Origin of the sequence: Saliphagus sp. GCM10025317, from assembly GCF_042663665.1 — an archaeon.
In the GTDB taxonomy this organism is placed as follows: Archaea; Halobacteriota; Halobacteria; order Halobacteriales; family Natrialbaceae; genus Natronosalvus.
The window spans coordinates 107,584-123,355 of sequence record NZ_JBHTAQ010000004.1 but is presented as its reverse complement, the minus strand read 5'-3'; the positions used below and the strand labels follow the sequence as shown (position 1 = coordinate 123,355).

Annotated in this window: 13 protein-coding genes and 4 pseudogenes; 6 read left to right on the top strand and 11 right to left on the bottom strand. The window is 53.2% G+C overall.

Annotated elements, in window-relative coordinates:
- Positions 1 to 55: 55 nt before the first annotated feature.
- A complete protein-coding gene (locus tag ACFQS4_RS01735; protein ID WP_497903219.1) occupies positions 56 to 550 on the top strand; it encodes a restriction endonuclease in 495 nt (164 codons plus the stop codon).
- 167 nt (positions 551 to 717) lie between these two features.
- Here the strand turns inward: ACFQS4_RS01735 and ACFQS4_RS01730 are convergent, their stop codons facing one another.
- Together ACFQS4_RS01730 and ACFQS4_RS01725 are read right to left on the bottom strand one after the other, a co-directional pair.
- On the bottom strand, positions 718 to 2,133 hold the full coding sequence (locus ACFQS4_RS01730) for an ATP-binding protein (protein ID WP_497903218.1): 1,416 nt from the start codon (positions 2,131 to 2,133) through the stop codon (positions 718 to 720).
- Between the two features lie 482 nt (positions 2,134 to 2,615).
- The gene (locus ACFQS4_RS01725) at positions 2,616 to 2,864 is read right to left on the bottom strand and encodes a HalOD1 output domain-containing protein (RefSeq protein WP_497903217.1); all 249 of its coding nucleotides are present in this window, start codon (positions 2,862 to 2,864) and stop codon (positions 2,616 to 2,618) included.
- A gap of 261 nt (positions 2,865 to 3,125) precedes the next feature.
- Between ACFQS4_RS01725 and ACFQS4_RS01720 the strand changes: the two genes are divergently transcribed.
- The gene (locus tag ACFQS4_RS01720) at positions 3,126 to 3,335 is read left to right on the top strand and encodes a DUF7979 domain-containing protein (protein ID WP_497903216.1); all 210 of its coding nucleotides are present in this window, start codon (positions 3,126 to 3,128) and stop codon (positions 3,333 to 3,335) included.
- Here ACFQS4_RS01720 and ACFQS4_RS01715 read toward each other — a convergent pair.
- Positions 3,332 to 3,604, bottom strand: a complete 273-nt coding sequence (locus ACFQS4_RS01715; RefSeq protein WP_497903215.1) for a PadR family transcriptional regulator — start codon at positions 3,602 to 3,604, stop codon at positions 3,332 to 3,334. The two genes, ACFQS4_RS01720 and ACFQS4_RS01715, sit on opposite strands and share 4 nt — an antisense overlap.
- 539 nt (positions 3,605 to 4,143) lie before the next feature.
- Entirely contained in the window at positions 4,144 to 4,314 is a 171-nt protein-coding gene (locus ACFQS4_RS01710) for a hypothetical protein (RefSeq protein ID WP_497903214.1), read from the bottom strand.
- A gap of 238 nt (positions 4,315 to 4,552) precedes the next feature.
- On the opposite strand from ACFQS4_RS01710, the gene ACFQS4_RS01705 reads away from it, so the two are divergent.
- Positions 4,553 to 5,914 carry a hypothetical protein gene (locus ACFQS4_RS01705; protein ID WP_497903213.1) on the top strand — a complete coding sequence of 454 codons (1,362 nt, stop codon included), beginning with the start codon at positions 4,553 to 4,555 and terminating at the stop codon, positions 5,912 to 5,914.
- 119 nt (positions 5,915 to 6,033) lie between these two features.
- Here the strand turns inward: ACFQS4_RS01705 and ACFQS4_RS01700 are convergent.
- Positions 6,034 to 6,952 (bottom strand): annotated as a pseudogene (locus tag ACFQS4_RS01700) (transcription initiation factor IIB).
- 258 nt (positions 6,953 to 7,210) lie between these two features.
- On the opposite strand from ACFQS4_RS01700, the gene ACFQS4_RS01695 reads away from it, so the two are divergent.
- Positions 7,211 to 8,896, top strand: coding sequence for a DUF262 domain-containing protein (locus ACFQS4_RS01695; RefSeq protein WP_497903212.1), 1,686 nt, complete (start codon positions 7,211 to 7,213; stop codon positions 8,894 to 8,896).
- 54 nt (positions 8,897 to 8,950) lie between these two features.
- Here ACFQS4_RS01695 and ACFQS4_RS01690 read toward each other — a convergent pair.
- From ACFQS4_RS01690 to ACFQS4_RS01680, 3 genes and pseudogenes are all read right to left on the bottom strand, one after another.
- Positions 8,951 to 9,148, bottom strand: a pseudogene (locus ACFQS4_RS01690) (TFIIB-type zinc ribbon-containing protein); the annotation flags it as partial.
- A gap of 218 nt (positions 9,149 to 9,366) precedes the next feature.
- Positions 9,367 to 9,474, bottom strand: a pseudogene (locus ACFQS4_RS01685) (DNA-binding protein); the annotation flags it as partial.
- A 40-nt stretch (positions 9,475 to 9,514) separates the two neighbouring features.
- The gene (locus ACFQS4_RS01680; protein ID WP_497903211.1) at positions 9,515 to 10,042 is read right to left on the bottom strand and encodes a RidA family protein; all 528 of its coding nucleotides are present in this window, start codon (positions 10,040 to 10,042) and stop codon (positions 9,515 to 9,517) included.
- Between the two features lie 693 nt (positions 10,043 to 10,735).
- Here ACFQS4_RS01680 and ACFQS4_RS01675 point away from each other — a divergent pair.
- The gene (locus ACFQS4_RS01675; protein WP_497903210.1) at positions 10,736 to 11,218 is read left to right on the top strand and encodes a hypothetical protein; all 483 of its coding nucleotides are present in this window, start codon (positions 10,736 to 10,738) and stop codon (positions 11,216 to 11,218) included.
- Positions 11,219 to 11,385: 167 nt separating this feature from the next.
- On the opposite strand, the pseudogene ACFQS4_RS01670 reads toward ACFQS4_RS01675, so the two are convergent.
- Positions 11,386 to 11,562: pseudogene (locus tag ACFQS4_RS01670) on the bottom strand (DNA-binding protein); the annotation flags it as partial.
- A gap of 333 nt (positions 11,563 to 11,895) precedes the next feature.
- Entirely contained in the window at positions 11,896 to 12,891 is a 996-nt protein-coding gene (locus tag ACFQS4_RS01665) for an HNH endonuclease (protein ID WP_497903209.1), read from the bottom strand.
- A gap of 140 nt (positions 12,892 to 13,031) precedes the next feature.
- Between ACFQS4_RS01665 and ACFQS4_RS01660 the strand changes: the two genes are divergently transcribed.
- Positions 13,032 to 13,319: a hypothetical protein gene (locus ACFQS4_RS01660; RefSeq protein WP_500191932.1), complete on the top strand. Its 288-nt coding sequence runs from the start codon at positions 13,032 to 13,034 to the stop codon at positions 13,317 to 13,319.
- Positions 13,320 to 14,979: 1,660 nt separating this feature from the next.
- On the opposite strand, the gene ACFQS4_RS01655 is transcribed toward ACFQS4_RS01660, so the two are convergent.
- On the bottom strand, positions 14,980 to 15,387 hold the full coding sequence (locus ACFQS4_RS01655; RefSeq protein ID WP_497903351.1) for a hypothetical protein: 408 nt from the start codon (positions 15,385 to 15,387) through the stop codon (positions 14,980 to 14,982).
- Between the last annotated feature and the right edge of the window lie 385 nt (positions 15,388 to 15,772).

Below are 15,772 nucleotides of genomic sequence, written 5' to 3'. Positions count from 1 at the left end.
TAAACGACTCACCATTATCCTAATTACTATAACTTTCTACTCATATCTTCATCCGATGGTATACATAAAGGACGTGTTACAAGAGATGGACGATTATGCATTTGAACATTTCGTTGCTGACCTCTGGACCCGCATGGGGTATGAGACAAGCGTAACTTCTGCAAGTCAAGACGCAGGTGTGGATGTCCTCGCTAAGGACCCCGCTTCCGGAGGAATTCTTGTTATACAGGCAAAACGATATTCTCAGTCTACCACAGTTGGGGGGCCTGATATCCAACAGTACTCTGCTCTCCAGTATCAAGTTCCAAATGCATTCGGAGTTGCTGTGGTAACGACTTCGAGATTCACTCAGCCAGCAGTCGACCGTTCACGTCAATTAAATGTCCAGTTGATCGATGGCGACACTTTGGTTCAGCTTGTTTCCGAGTACAACGCCAAAGATCTAGTTGAACACTACATAGGGGTTAATGCTGCAGACCTCAAGACATGGTCATACGCCGAAATACTGGCTACTTTGATTAAAATTTACAAGCGGATCAAGAGGTTGTGAATTATTGTGGGAGTTTTGATTTGGCAATTAGGCTCAGCCCGAAACGCAGGTCGTACTCGAGGAAACCAGCGGTGAGACAGAACCTGCGAACTCCTCGGAAGACGTGGGCCTAACCCTCAGTGAGGGAAGTCCACGACTTCAGTCGTGGGAGTAGTCACCCTCCGGCGTTAATGGGCGATTCCACTCTCGAGAACGGCAACGATATCGGACAGATCGAAGAGGTGGAGGTCGTCACGTTCGTCTGCAGCTTCCTCGACGGAGCGTTTGAACCCAGAGCGACTGAACAAGGCGAATTCGTACGTCGGTTCACCACCACCGGTGGGCGTCCAGTCGATATGGGGGACGTCGTCTTCGAGATCCGAGAGCACGTCATAGCCGAGGGGGGTGTTGGTGAATTTCGCTTCGCCAGCGATCAGCGTCGACTCGTCGGTTGGTGCGACGACATCTACCTCCCGGCCCTTGTACCACCACTGGCTCGGCACCTGTGTGAGCTGGTAGTCTGCATAGAGCGCCGGTACCGCCTGGTGACAGAGCGATTTGAACGTTTCGCTGACGAAGTCGGGCAATTCCGGTTCGATGAGATCCGCGTAGGCGTTCTCGCCGTAGAGTTCGTACTGCCCCCCGCGGCCGTAGAGATACCGGAAGTAAAACCGGAATACGGGATCTCGAATCAGGTACCGTGTCCGCTTGCTGCGCGCCGGATCGGCGAGTGCCGGATGGTGTTTCTCGATGATCTGGAGCGTTTCCAGCCGGTCGAAGTAGTACGACGTGTTGGTGCTCTCGATGCCGGCTCCCTGGGCGATCTCGTTCCGACTGCGGTTCCCGCTGGCCATCGACTCGAGAATCGAAAAGTACGTGTTCACCTCGTTGAGTTCCATCTGGAGGACGGTTTCGGGCTCGTCGTGGAGTGGGCCATCCGGATCGCACAGCAGCCGCGTGATGTTCTCTCCGAGGCTCTGTGATGGATCGAGAGGGCTGAGATATCGGGGTGTGCCACCGAAGACGCCATAGACGAACACCCGTTCTTCGGGATCGTACGTCGGCACGAACTCTTGGATGGAGCGAAACGGCAGCTGGGTGAGTTCGACGCGGCCATTCGGCGTCTGGGACACCCGGCCGTAGAGTGGCGCACCGCCATCTAGGACGTGGGTATGAATCATGCCGATTGCAGAGCCTGTGAGTACGAGCGTTGCCTGACTCTCCTCGATAGCTGTATCCCACAGGTGTTGAATGACCGACGGAAGTCCCTCGTTCGATTCGATGAGGTACGGAAATTCGTCGATGACGATGATGGCGTCTCTGTCGGTGAGGTACGTTAAGAGCGGTTCCCACTCCTCTTTGACGGCCGTGATGTCTGGATAAGTCGTCGCTGCGGCCTCGACGAATCGCCTGAGCTGTGTCGTCGCTGTTCCTTGGACTGCCTGATAGTACACGGTATCGTCGCGGTCGGCAATCGATTGGCGGACGAGTTCGCTCTTGCCGATCTGGCGGCGCCCATAGATAATTGCGAGCTCTGCAGCGTCACTCTCATAGAGGGTCTGCAACCGCTCGAGTTCTTCGATACGATCGACGAACTGGTCCATACCTCCATTCGTTGTGGGAGATACATATGTGCCCCGAAGTTAGGAACAAGACTATAATAGTCTGAACTATAATACCCTGGTCCCTAACACGGTAGATCAATCATTCGATCTTTCATCCGCTTATGTGTTTGAGTAAGCCGTACTCGTGGCGAAAACTGGAGTTGGATTGGGGTCTCTGTCAACAAAAAGCAACCCTGCGCCACGCAAGGCTTGCTCTCCCGCGAGGGAGGAGGGGCGATGGCACGCCCCGTGCGGTGCAAGCGGATACCCAAGTACATCACACGCCTCTTCCGAGGCCCGACGCATACGCGCACAAACCAGAGTACCACCATCACGGTGGGAATATCGCTTCCGGGGACTCAGGAACGACCTGCTGTCCTATGGAAGGAATCCCACGACTTCAGTCGTGGGTGGATGTCAATTCCTGTGCGGTTCGATTTCAGTGACGGCTACTATAGATAGTGTCGAAGTTTTAGTTGCTCTCACTCGATCCTAACAACCGGCTCTTCCTCAACTTCCATAGTAATCGTGTGCCCTGCGTATGGAAATTCTACTCGACCAACCCGGGTAGTCCCACCAAGGGTTGTAGAAAAGATCGACTCCAGTGCGTCAGGTTCGACGGCGTCATAGAGTGGAGGAAGCTCTAGTGGGTCCGTGTCCTCGAGGGCTGCTACTTCGTCTACGATCTGTTCGTGTATCTCATTGTTCCCGTCCGCAAGAGACTGAGCCATTGACACTGTCTGACACACCGTCGCGGTAATACTTTTCGATACTATTGTTACCAGCAGTCATTGGTCTTGGAGTGAATCCACTTTGAGTGGTGTTGGCGCGTGATCTGTCGAAAGTAATCCGCTAACTCGATTTGTTTCAGTTGTAGTTCTTTCCCGTTGTGGATGATTATCTAATTATCAGCTTCAGAGAGGGTCAATTATGAACGGTCATCGATTAACATCGTAAAAATATTGAAGAGGTTGCGGTTGGTATAGAATAGCATGACACCACACATCAGGCTCAAGCCAGTTGACGATGTTCCCACCGACTCCTGCGTTTGTCACTATGACGAGTTAGGCGAAGGTGCAAAGGAGGAGTTTCCAACTCTTACAGAATCGACTGGTGTTTCTGTCGATCGTTCAGTCGCAGATGGACTCCAGGGATGTGACCTCGTGAAATACACAACCTACTACGAGGTCTCCGTCAGCTAATCAACGTACTGTGATTCCCACTCTCGTCGCTCCTCAATTGCTCGCTCCCCGGATTCCGTGATCGTGTAGTAATTCGTCCTTCGGTCTAGCTGCCCCTTTTCGACTAACTCCTTGTTGACTATCGTATCGAGGTTGGGATACAGCCGTCCATGGTTGATGTCGATGCTGTAGTACTGCTCCACCTCTTCTTTGACATCCTGTCCAGACGGTTGATCGGCACCGGCAATGACGTATAGGAGGTCTCGTTGGAACCCTGTGAGGTCGTCCATCTCGAGAGACAGTCCAACACGTGATATGTTTGTTATACCCGTCGTATGTGCTGTTAGGAAAACTAATCGCCTTTCTCAGTAAGTGTTTGGTGGGCTTAACCGTACATCACACTTCCAGCACTTCATTACGTATTCATCGACTGCGGTACCACAATGTGGGCATTTGATTCCGAAACTCATCTCTGAGGGAATTTAGCTCTGGTTCCATCATTGGTTAATCGGTAAGCTCGTCTCTGCGCTACTCGGGAGCGGGCCCGTAGCGAGCTGTTCCACACACCTGGCACTCCCAAATCGGTTACCCCGTCCACGCCTCATCAGGGATCGATTCGTGGGTCTTGAACCGATGGTCAGTTGCTCTCCCACAGCTCTATCAGTCGAGGTACGCCGTCGTTGGTACCGACGGACGTTGGCTATCCGACTCACCCCCGTCAACTGTCTCGGTAATACGGTGACTACGTGGTTGCGAGTCGCCGCTCAACACTCAAAACTGGGAGACAAATGTTCTCGCAGAATCAGTCCACGTCGCGTTGTTCGATCGGTTACTCCGCGTCCTCCCCGTCCTCGTTATCTCCGCTTATCGGTCCTCGAGTGAATTTCTTATCGTCCTTGTCGCGGTATCGCTCAGATTCCCGGTTGTACTCTTCGTTTGTGATTTTCCGAAGGAGTTTGTCCGCTCCCTTTTTCACCTTGTTTGAAGTCTTCTCCGGCATACCCTCTACATGAGGTTCCACATACATATATTTTCCTTACTTATTAGTAAGATAATCAATCTTCGCGTTACAAGTGACGGCGCGTATCCTCGCGCTAAAGCGGGAGGTTTGCGCCTGTTCGTTCCATAAATCGATCCGGAACCATCGACTCCATTTGTAACGTTTTCCGCGACATTCTTCAAATCACAACCGTAAGCCAAGCCAACACCTTTTTCCATCGGTTACGCTTCGGACGTGTATGACGTGTCATTCCCTCGGACCTCGACGAGTAGCGTTATTGGAGGCGTGGGCCGATCATGTCCAGAGCGCAAATTCCGGACCGGGATTCGATCTCACCGACGAGAACCGGACACGACGTACCCAAGAGCGCGTCGAATCCTTCCTGAACGATCCGACCGAGGACCGATTTCGCGAACTCTGGTCGTACGAGACGCTCGCCGACGCTGTCGTGGGCGGTCCCGATCTCGTACTGAACCAATGTGACGATGTCGAACGCATCGCGGAAACGATCGAGGAGATCCGAGCTGCGACAGGCTACGATCCGGCTTGGGAGTCCACTTTCCCTATCGACACCGCAGTTTGGGAGCTGTACGGCCGCTTGCACCCCGAAATGGCGCCCATTCTGTACAGCGAGTGTACTCGCGGTCTGAAGGACCTGGGATTCTCGAGCCCGAGCTCGTACGCAGAAGGCGGAGATACCTGGCGAGAATTCGAACGCACGTACGACGAGTACGTCGGCCACGCCACACTGGGAACCGACCACGAGGTACCCCGCAACCACGAGATGAGCGAATTCTTGGGGTTCGTCGCGACGCAGGACGACGAGGTGATCGAAGAGACGCTCCTCAACGACGAGTATCGACCGATCCGAGGCTGGTGGGACGCGTGGCCCGTCGAATCCGGCATCTCACTCTCGGGGTACGAGTCCCACGTCGAGGACTACGCCGAGGCGAAGGAGAAAGACGGCCTCGAGCGGGGCGGACCGGATGACTTGTGGAACAAAGGTCACGTCGAGGTGTGGAAGGACGAGTACCGAGAGCACGTCGAGACGGTTGTCAAGCCGAAATACGAACTAACCGCGATCGAGCCCGATGAGATCGAGCCGTTACTAGACGACCTGACGGAGTCGATGTCGGCGTCGAGTCCCGTTCCAGCCTACATGCTCGGCGGGCGCCAAGGTGGCATCCTCTGGAGTGGGTTCAAGGATCGATCGCTCGAAGATCCCGAGGAGGCCGCTGCAGTGCTGTCGTACCTGTTCGACGACGGGGACCACGTCAGCCTGCGACTGGACCGGTTCGCCACCTTCTATGGCCATCTGGACGACGGCGGCGGCCAGCTACTGAGCCTCGCGACGATCCTGCTCACCTTCGTCTACCCGCGCGAGTACGTCCTTTACCGGTGGAGGTTGATGTCCACGTTCTTCGGCGACTTCGCGGACTACAAGGTACAAACTAAGTTCAACACCACTCAGTACTGGAAGCTCAACGTCGCGTGTAAGCGCCAGCTCCTCGCCGAGCTGGATCACCACCTCGACGACGCCACTATGCTCGATGTCCACACAGTTATGTACGTGTACCACAGGAAGTACGCTGATGATTAGATGTGGAATCTTGTCAGTTGAGCACTGCCGACGAGTAGAGCGATATCAACCGTTCAATCCACGTGATCCGAAATGAGACCCCACACTCAGTACAGACTGAACATTTCGAGTTAGACCCTTCAGAGGGCCAGTTCAGCGAGTACGTCCTGATGCGACCGGATGGTCGGAGTGGTGACGTTCGCGGCCTCCGCGACCTCCGTCTGCGTCAACCACCGGCCTTCGTCGCGCCCGGCGTTGTAGAGACAGGCCGCTGCAAATCCTGATGGCCGGACGCCCGTTGTGACACTTGTTGATTCAGTTTCTTGGGCCAACCGTCAAGCTCGCTGCCGAATCGAGTCAGAGACGTCGAGTTCCCAAGTAAGTCGGGGAACGAATTCACTCGGACGAACGGGCTGGGCCGGGAGTCCGAGTTCTCTGTTTAGCGTCTTGTAGGCACTCTTGACTCTCGAATGTTCGACTCGTGCCGCATCGGCGATGTCCTCGGGCGTTCGTGAGAGACCGTTACAGCGGCAGGCTCCGTAGACGCTCGCTGCCGCCATCGCCTCGATCGATCGGCCTCGAAGCAGGTCTTCGTTCTGTACACTCCGGAACAGCTGACACGCCTGGTCGCGAACCGACTCTACAAACTCGAGAACGCTCGCGATTCTTCGGACCTCGCCCAGGCTCTGTGCGAGATTTCGCTTGGCTTGCGACTGGAACAGCCCACGAGACTGCTCACGGCGCATTCGGGCTAGCCGCTGGTGGTTTTGCCCAGAGAGCTCGTTCCCGTTCGCATCGGTCCTCCGACCGATCTCCGTCGACAACCCTCGGTCGTGACGTGCCGCAGTCAGTGGAGCCCCGTCCGCTTTCGCTGGTCCTGATCGTGAGGTCTCCATTCCGGACCGTGATCGATCCGATGTTCGTCGATAACGAGCCCACAGACCTCACAGATAGTTTCACGCTGTTCGTTCTCACCTGGCCCTTACACTCGGGACACGGTGTGTTGTCGTTCGATACGTCTTCGTCGAAGTCAGTGTCGTAGATGTGTCTCGTCGCCATCGGTAGTTTGCAAGATGCCTCGGTTTGCACCCTGCACCCCTCACAGGGGGAATAAACACCCGCAGACTGGCTGGTGTGGATCGATCGATGCGTTGAATCTTCGACGACACCTACACCGCACTCCTCAAATGCGATTCGGGAATTCAATCCCGAGCAGTTAACGTCGATATAGGGAATTCTGAGCTTTCAGCAGGTCGGAATTAGTGTTGAGAATTTTGTGGAAATGACTAAAGGACTGTAGTTTGATTCAGTCGTATAATGCAGCATAGTTTCAATCCGGATCCGGTGAAGTGCCGAGACTTGTTCGATGGGGAGGACGATCTTTATCAGATTCCTCGGTACCAGCGGCCGTATAGCTGGGAGAGATCGCATATTGAGCAGTTGGTCGATGACCTCTACGAATCGTGGAATGAGGACCGTGACAGCCCCTATTATCTCGGCTCTGTCATCTTGGTGAAGGAGGATAGTGATTCACGTTATGATATACTGGATGGACAGCAGAGGATGACCTCTCTCATAATTCTCTATGCGATTTTCAACGACCATTTCTACGACCACTTGAGCGATAGGAACAAGAGACGGGTCAGGGGAAGAGTCCACGAACAGGCGTTGGAGAAACCGCGGTTGAGAACCAGTAAGCAAACTGATCTCGAACAGTCAGTACTCAAATCGATTGACTTGGATGAGAAAAACAGGTACACCGAGGCTGCCGAAACCCTCATAGATTGTCTGGATGACAAAATTGGAGACAGACACGAAAATCTCGACGACTTCTTCGAGTTCATCGATCAGAATATCGAACTGATTAGAATCATCAGCGATGATCTCGCACATGCTGTCAGGCTTTTCCAGACCATCAATACTCGTGGGAAGGATTTGACGGTCTCTGATCTCACCAAGAGCTATCTGCTTAGCAATCTGGAGGATGACGAAGACAAGGACGATGTAATCGATGTCTGGAAGGAAATCACTACGAAGGTCGATGATGACTATGATACCTTGGACAGCATCCTTGGGATGTATCGGCTGTATCTCCAGCAGTCTAAGGCACAGGAAACGAGGTATCAGGAGCTGAAATCCGAGTTTGAAGGGCAGAATCCTAAGAAGATTGTCAATGACATCCGGGACTTCGTGGACAACTACAACCAGATCGAAAACTCAGGTTCGAAAGAGATCTTCGTCCTGGAAAATCTGTCACATACTCTGTATTGGAAGACGATCCTTATTGCCGCTAAGAAGGACGGTATTGATTACTTCGACGAGTTGCGTGATGAGCTAATCGGGTTCTACTATTCGTACTGGATCGGAGACTATACCAGTGAGAAAATCAAGATACCCTCGATCAATATCTTGACTCTGCTTCGCGACGAGGCCAGTTTGGAGGAGATCCAGGAGTATATCGAGAGTAAGAGAAAACGTGATAATATACCGGAACGGGTTCGAGACGGCCTGTATTCTGATAATGTATATGGAGACGAGAAGTGGCACAAGAGCCTGCTGATTGCTATTGAATACAGTCTAAGTGACTCGCAGAAGGTTGAGCAGATTGAGAAGAGAGGCGGTGGAATGCACATAGAACACGTGCTTCCCAAGTCGTACGGTTCTGCGATGGAAAAATACGATTACTGGAAAGACAATTTCAGTAGAGAGGAGGCAAGTCAGCTGAGAAACACGCTTGGAAATTTGATTCCTCTACAGTACGATCTCAACGCAAAGGCGGCTCAGAAGCCATTCGGTGAGAAAGCTGCTATCTATCAGGGGGAGCGGGGGAAACCGCGTTCAAGTTTCGACCTGGCACTGCGAGTAGCTCGCGGAGACTATGGTGATTGGTCTCCAGAAGCGATCGAGACACACCGCGATTACTTGATTGAGGAGTCTGCTTATCTGTTGAACCTGCCTACCGATTCGATCCTTATCGAGGGAGATTCAGAGGGATCAGAGTAGGCGTCCACTCAACTTTCGTCTCTACGAGAAAACGCGAAGACGCGAATCGAATTAGCGATCGTCCTCGTCGTATGCTCGCCATTCGGGACCGTGGCTGATCCGTTGCTCGTCGGTGACGAGTCCACAGTCCTCACAGACAGTTTCGATAGCGTTTGTGGTGACCCGACCATTGCACTCGGGGCACTGATTCGATTCGGTCTCAGTCTGGACGTCTTCGTCGAACGCCGTCGCGTAACTCTCTCTGATTGCCACGATGCTCACGAGGGGACGATGCGTTGCTCGGGACGCCCCTCAGCCACTCTGGGGCGAACAAACACCACACGATACGGCGGTAGCATGGACCTATGGGGTGGCGAAAGCCCGGCAGCACAACGGCCATTGGCCGTGAGCAGCCCGGACCGTGGAGGTGGTGGGAGGTGGCGGTGACCGCTACACGTCAGCAAAAAAGGGGCGTCGCCCCGGCTTTTCCCACCACCGACTGCACTCATCAGGTCGTTCCCACCGACGACGGCCTCGGCCAGCCGCCGGCTGATCGCCGCTCGCGACTAGCCATCCTGCTTTTCGGCCAGCCGCATCGACATCAGCTCTCGACTTCAAAAGCGAGTAACTATCTCTAATTTAGTCCTCAACCGGAACTTCGACCTCGAGTTCGACGAGTAACCCGTCCTGCGCGAGCTGCTGTGGTCCGAGGAGCGTGAGACACGGATACGGTGGATCGGCGAATACGTCGTTCCACACTTCGAAGAACGCGTCCCGGTTCGTTTGTAGCTCGACGACGTGTGCGGTCACTTTCGTCACGTCAGTCAACGATCGATCGATGTCTTCGAGGAGTATCTCGACGTTCTCGAAGGCCTCGAGCGTCTGGCTCGTAATATCTTCCCCCGCGAGTTCGAATTCCTCGTTCCAACCGACTTGCCCGGACATAAAGAGGGTGCCGTCTACGACGATGCCGTGACTGTAGCCGATGCTCGAGGCGTCGATGAGCCCGTCTGGAGCGATCTGTTTCCGTGCCATGACATGGCAGACAGTGTGGAACTCGAAGTATATGCCGATCGATGTATCGTCGATCGGTTCGGAAACGTAGGGCGCGTTGACGTCAGCGCTCGCGGGCGTGATGTACTCCGCTCTGGTGTTGCGGTTGATCACCAGGACTTCGTTGGTCTTGAGCCGTGAGTTCGGAAGGGTGAGAGAATGGTCCAAGGTGGTGGTGGTAGTGGTGTCCCTCAGGCTTGTCTGGGAAGGTTGGACCTGTTTCAGTCTTTTCTTGTCGATGTAATGAAGAGATCGGTTCCCCCAGTATGTCGTGTTCGTAAGCGTCCGTGGCGTCGGCTTTAAGATTCGTGAACGCTGTCCGGAACCCGTCGGGACGGGCGTTGCGTCGGGAGTCCTCCGGTGAGAGGTGGCGGTTCAGGACACAGGCGGCGTCCTAGGACGTCTTGACGAGAGTGTAAGTCGTTGCGACAACCCCGACAGTCGGCCGGAGTCCGAGAGAGGACGCGCCGGCGGGTTTCGTTGTAGGTAAATTAATCGGGTTCCGAGCGGACGTCGATCACAACGCCGAACTTGCGAGCGTCCTCGTGGCCTTTCTTGGGTGATTCGAGACGGTCACAAAGCGGGTCCTCTAGTTTGTGAACGGCGGTTCGATACCATCGGTGTCGCCGAAGTGCGGGAGAAGACCGCTGCCCGTCAGCGGGTCCTAAAAACCAAACCGTGTCGCAAGTGTTCAGAGAACGGTAGAGAGAATAAGACCCTTCAGTTATTTCTGTCTTGTATTGAGTTGGAGAGTGCTCAGAGAGCGTTTGGTTTATAGCATTTTAGATTGATTGTCAGTTTGTTCGTATGACAAACGTGTTTTTAGCACCGTGTGACTCGCCGAACTTCGACGACACTGTAAAGTCCACCGTCGATCTCAACGAGTATCCAGATCACCCAGAAGCATTGAACGGGATGGAAGAGGTACGGTTCTGGGGAGCGCGTACAGGAGCACGAAATGAAGGAAACTTCGAGAAAATGCAAAGCGGAGATCTCGTACTATTCTACCAGGAAGGGAACTATGTGGGTACAGCATGGGTTGAATCCAAATTCGAGGATGAAGAGGGCTGGGCTAGCACCACATTTTGGCGAGGTGGCGAATCAAACCTAGTCTATACATTGGCGGATTTCGAGTCAATAGCTATTCCTCGAGAGAAAGTAAATGCGCTTTTCAACTACACAGCCGGGTACTACCCGCAGGGACTGATGCGTGTAAGTGACGACAACGTGAACAAGCGACCGGCGTCGATCAAGTTAGCACTGGAACGCTATAGTGAGAAAAACAACTAATAATTCACTCACTTCGTGGTTAGAGACACGGAATCGGGTTTCCTGCTAGAGAACGAACCAGCGAAAGCCCGGCAGCGTAACGGCCTATGGCTGTGAGCAGCTCGAAACGTGGAGGTGGGGTGGGTAGTAGGTGATCGGGCACCAGCAACAAAGAGTCCGCTACTGGCCTACTCCCACCAGGGTTCGTGCTCTGGGAACACGATTTCCGACCAGTGAGTCAGCGCAATCGAACATCGTCCATTGTACCAGCTCTTCGCCGCCGCCCTGAATCGTACTCGCTCACCCTCACGGACCATCGTTTGTCTGGATCGCGCCCAAATCGTGGACTTCGTTCGACCAGTCTCGAACGGAGTCGTATGGTAATAGCACGATGCGTCTCCTGTGGCAACAAGTTTGGACACTACCGCTGTTCCAGCTGCAGTGGCAATGTGTGCGGTGGGTGTGTTACTCGGGAAAAGTTTCGGGCAAGAATTTGTTGCGTAACCTCTGTAAGGGCTGTGCTGGCGGAGCTCACGGAGGGACCGCCTTCGCTCTATTAAGGAATGATCACACTGTTTCTACGGGAGAGCGATGAAGAAATGTAAAACCTGGACTGTGGTTGATGCGTGATCTTAGCGACCGGATACGGTACGTAGTCCCAGTATCAACATGAAATTTGGTGAAGTTCCACACAGATCTCAGTGGTCAATACCGACATCGGATAAGCTGTCTTCAAGCATTTTCCTGATATCTTGATTCATTTTCTCTCCGTGGTTGCTGTGATGGATTTCCTTGTGACAAGTCGGACAGACCGCTATCACTTTATCAGGATGATCGGAGCCACCCTCACCAAGTTCATCCACATGGTGGACCTCAAGATACGGTTCTCCGTCAGGTGTTTCGAACGGAGCCGGTTCACCGCAATACTCACAGTCGCCAGCCGCCCGGGCTTTCGCGTATACCTTGATGGCTGGCGCCCGACTATACCGTGATCCGACTGTCATCGACGTATCCCTCACAGGATCCTCGTCTGCAGCCTCCTCAGCCTTCTTCCGCAACTCCTTCAACTCAGGCGAATTACTGGGAACGGACTCTGTATCTTGGTCGGAAGCCTCAGTCTCTTGACCCTCTAACTTTCGTTGTGTGATTCGAGAATCAGATTCCGGAGCCATCTCCTCATCTTCGTCCTTCAATTCAGCAAGAACACTCTGATCAGCATCTCTAACGTCTGCAAGCCAGTCCTCGTAACCATCATCTCTCGCTTCCTCTGATATACACACACCACGCTGATGATCAACCATCATTACTGTCACTTCTTCTCCGACGAACTCATCTTTGACAGGTCCAATATTGATTCGATGTCTTCCTACCTGAATACTCCCCTTCCCACTATTGCTGACCTTGTCAATTATATCAGAAAAATGCCCTCCGGGACTTGGGACGTACATTGGATCCACGGAAGGCGGATATTTTGCTGGAGTCCTCCGATATTCCAGATCTAGACATTTAGCAAAGGTATCATCAATCATTTTTGCCCGGATAGTCTCACCTTCCGCGCTTTCCACCATCGGCCCAAGATTTATCGTACGATTGTCGATACACGCCACCCCATCCATCACCCTGTTCAAATAACTGACTGTAACTTCAAATTCTGCCCCTGGGGGTGGTACTTCCTTTAGCTCATCTTCGCTCATCCCGCTTTGACACCCCATTGACTATTGAATCAGCTGCTATTCAAGATTCAGGCTCGCAAACGCCATAATATTTTCCTCCTATTATATTTCCAGAATATGGATGGCATACTCTGAGATGCCTGAGAACGGCAATATAGTCTGTGAGGGGTAGTCTGAAGGATCTCGCCTTTCTCCACCTGCTCTTCGAGGATCTTGGTTCATTCCTCGAGAACGATATGTTTGACCCGTTTCCGTGGGATACCCGGTTTTCGTTCAAAGAATACGATTTTCAGGGGAGAGGCGAGCAAATGGCGTGGTTGAGTGAGGAGGACGGCCGTCTCGAGCAGTATCAACCAGAACAAATCGAGACAGGGGAGCAGATTCCGATCGATCATTGGCGAGAGCGGCCGGACGTCGACGGGCAGACTGAGTGGGGTGACTGGCTATGAACCGTGGCCGATCATGGAACAGCGGTACTACTATTTTTTAAGCCGCTGATGGGGACTGAGAAGGTCAGGACGTAGACAACCTTTTTCCGGGAGAACGGAGAATCGATTAAAACGACGACATAGCCGAGATTCTTCCGTTTAAGTACAAAATCCGGCTTGATTTCGAGGGGTGATCAGAATAGTGATATATCTCCGGACACCCCCTCTTTGGTACCCCTCCAATTGGCGCGCGAGTCGCCCGCGTACGCGCGCGCCAGCTGCGAAACGCGCGGACGATTGGGACCCTCAACAGAACACATTCAATTTATATTCTTTCAAATAGCTTCTGTGCATTTGCGGTTCAGGCGTTCTATCGTGGGTTTACGGAGTCTTAACTGTGTTACCAACCATTGGTGAAATGGAGACATGTCCACAACTCCATCACCCAAAAACGGCTGCACAGACATCGAGAACGTCACGATCAAAAACACCGGGACATGGTGGGAAGGCGTCGTCCACGATCATGATCCGGACACGTACGCACGTCGGGTCAGGCTCGTTCGGCGAACCTGTGACTCCCATGATTCCCAGTGGCGGAACGTTCACTCGTGGCGGATTCGTCCCGAGTACTGGCAGGAGGAACGACGGGCCGTCGCTCGGTTTGAGCGCGGTGCAGGACAGACCAACCCGCCGCCGACACCGGTTCATCCTCGGTACACGGTCACCCGATATCTCGAGGTGCGGAAGGATACAGATCGATGGGTTGCCGTGGTTGAACTTGATCGCCCGGATTGTCCCTCGTGCACGCGCCTGTATCACTGGCGAATGCCGGACGAATCCACCTGCCAAAAGTGGACGGTGGGAACGCACTGGCACGATGCCAAGAACCTGGCTACGCGGGAACTGTCGAAGATCCTCTAGCTAGGTTTGCGGCCAGCTGAACGTGATTGCACCGGAAGCAGAGATACATCGCCACCGACCACACCATGACGTACACACTGGATTTTACCCGATCCGCGACCGCAGCAGTACAGGCACTGGAACAGCGAGAACAGGAATACCTTCGGAACAAGCTGGTAGAGATCGCAACGTCTGAGTTCCGGCATCCGCGGCAATGGGATTTCAAGCCGTTACCGGGCCAGGTAGATGGTCGGTTTCGCGTCGGTCATCTCCGTGTGTTTGCCGTGATCGATGATCGGTCCGGCGTGATTTGCGTCCAGGATGTAGGCCGTCGGGAGAATCTGTACGCGTAGCTGTCGTCTCTCCCTCTATTTTTGGAGCACGTCACGTGCGTCCTCGCCGACTCCTGGTCCAGAGAAATGAAACAGGTGCGCTGATGTCCTCCGCCAAGTCCTGCATCAGACTTAACCAACAAATTTGGCATCTACGTTCCTTGTTGGTTAAGGTATTGTTCTGCTGAGTATCTCAGCGAGGAGTTGGTCCGTGACGAGGCAACTGACATCCCTGGCACTCCCACACCGGCTGGCCAGATTACGTCTCATCTGGGAGAGACTCGAACTCCTGGAACAGATGCATTCCGAAGGATAACAAGAGGTTCAATATCCAATAAGAGTCACTCCGAATGGAAGATCCATTTGTGATGATTCAGCCAGCGCTTTAATGGATATCTCGGCACGATTGAAGTGATATGCAGTCCGGTTGTTGCCGTGCTTGTACTCATTTAGTACAGCGATGATGAGACAGTTGATATCCTCCATGGCCATCGTTCGAACCAGATTTCGATAGACTGCATTAGATTCTCCTCCTCTTCCCCCTCAACTTCCAAGACGCACCTCTTTCCTTTATGAAAACCATCGACTTCGGCAGCTTTCTTCGGCTCTCCATGTTTACCTTTGAGAATTGCTCGATAGATTCTGCCCTGTTCTCCTCCTTCTACCTGAAAGCCCAGTTTTTCCAATCCCGGCCGGACCATCTCAAGTACCTCATTACTCTTTGGCCGGTCCTCCTGTGACAACTCTATTGTCGAGAGGTTCGATTCATATTGTCTGAAAATATCCGCTACATCTTTAGCGATTCTTGGTATCTCCTCAGAACCAGGATAATACTCGATTTGAATACTTGAGGTCACTTCATCACTATTCATCCTCACTTAGCAAAAATATGCCCTCAGCTATCGGTCAGTGATTTGTATGGGCATAGATAGCACTGTTTTCATGACGTCGACTCACATTTGTGTTGTTGAATCTGCTCTGACAATCCGACTTTCCCACAGATCGGGCACTCCTGTAACGGCGTTAGCGGCAGGTCGTCCCAGACGTCCAATGCGGCCGTCAACTGTGCCTCGACGACGGGAGAGGTGGTCGCTCGTTTCGCCTCTTAAAGGTGGATTCGGAGTCGCTCACGGGTTGTAAGAGTAGTTTCCTTGGACATACTTCGTTGAGGACACGCTATCGCTATGCCCTCCACTCCTCGAGGGGCAGAAAAACCCATTTCCCATGGTGATGTTGAACCAC

Coding starts and splice junctions, on each gene's coding strand:
- ACFQS4_RS01735 (WP_497903219.1), top strand. CDS start 56: ATGGTATACATAAAGGACGTGTTACAAGAGATGGACGATTATGCATTT.
- ACFQS4_RS01730 (WP_497903218.1), bottom strand. CDS start 2,133: ATGGACCAGTTCGTCGATCGTATCGAAGAACTCGAGCGGTTGCAGACC.
- ACFQS4_RS01725 (WP_497903217.1), bottom strand. CDS start 2,864: ATGGCTCAGTCTCTTGCGGACGGGAACAATGAGATACACGAACAGATC.
- ACFQS4_RS01720 (WP_497903216.1), top strand. CDS start 3,126: ATGACACCACACATCAGGCTCAAGCCAGTTGACGATGTTCCCACCGAC.
- ACFQS4_RS01715 (WP_497903215.1), bottom strand. CDS start 3,604: ATGGACGACCTCACAGGGTTCCAACGAGACCTCCTATACGTCATTGCC.
- ACFQS4_RS01710 (WP_497903214.1), bottom strand. CDS start 4,314: ATGCCGGAGAAGACTTCAAACAAGGTGAAAAAGGGAGCGGACAAACTC.
- ACFQS4_RS01705 (WP_497903213.1), top strand. CDS start 4,553: ATGACGTGTCATTCCCTCGGACCTCGACGAGTAGCGTTATTGGAGGCG.
- ACFQS4_RS01695 (WP_497903212.1), top strand. CDS start 7,211: ATGCAGCATAGTTTCAATCCGGATCCGGTGAAGTGCCGAGACTTGTTC.
- ACFQS4_RS01675 (WP_497903210.1), top strand. CDS start 10,736: ATGACAAACGTGTTTTTAGCACCGTGTGACTCGCCGAACTTCGACGAC.
- ACFQS4_RS01665 (WP_497903209.1), bottom strand. CDS start 12,891: ATGAGCGAAGATGAGCTAAAGGAAGTACCACCCCCAGGGGCAGAATTT.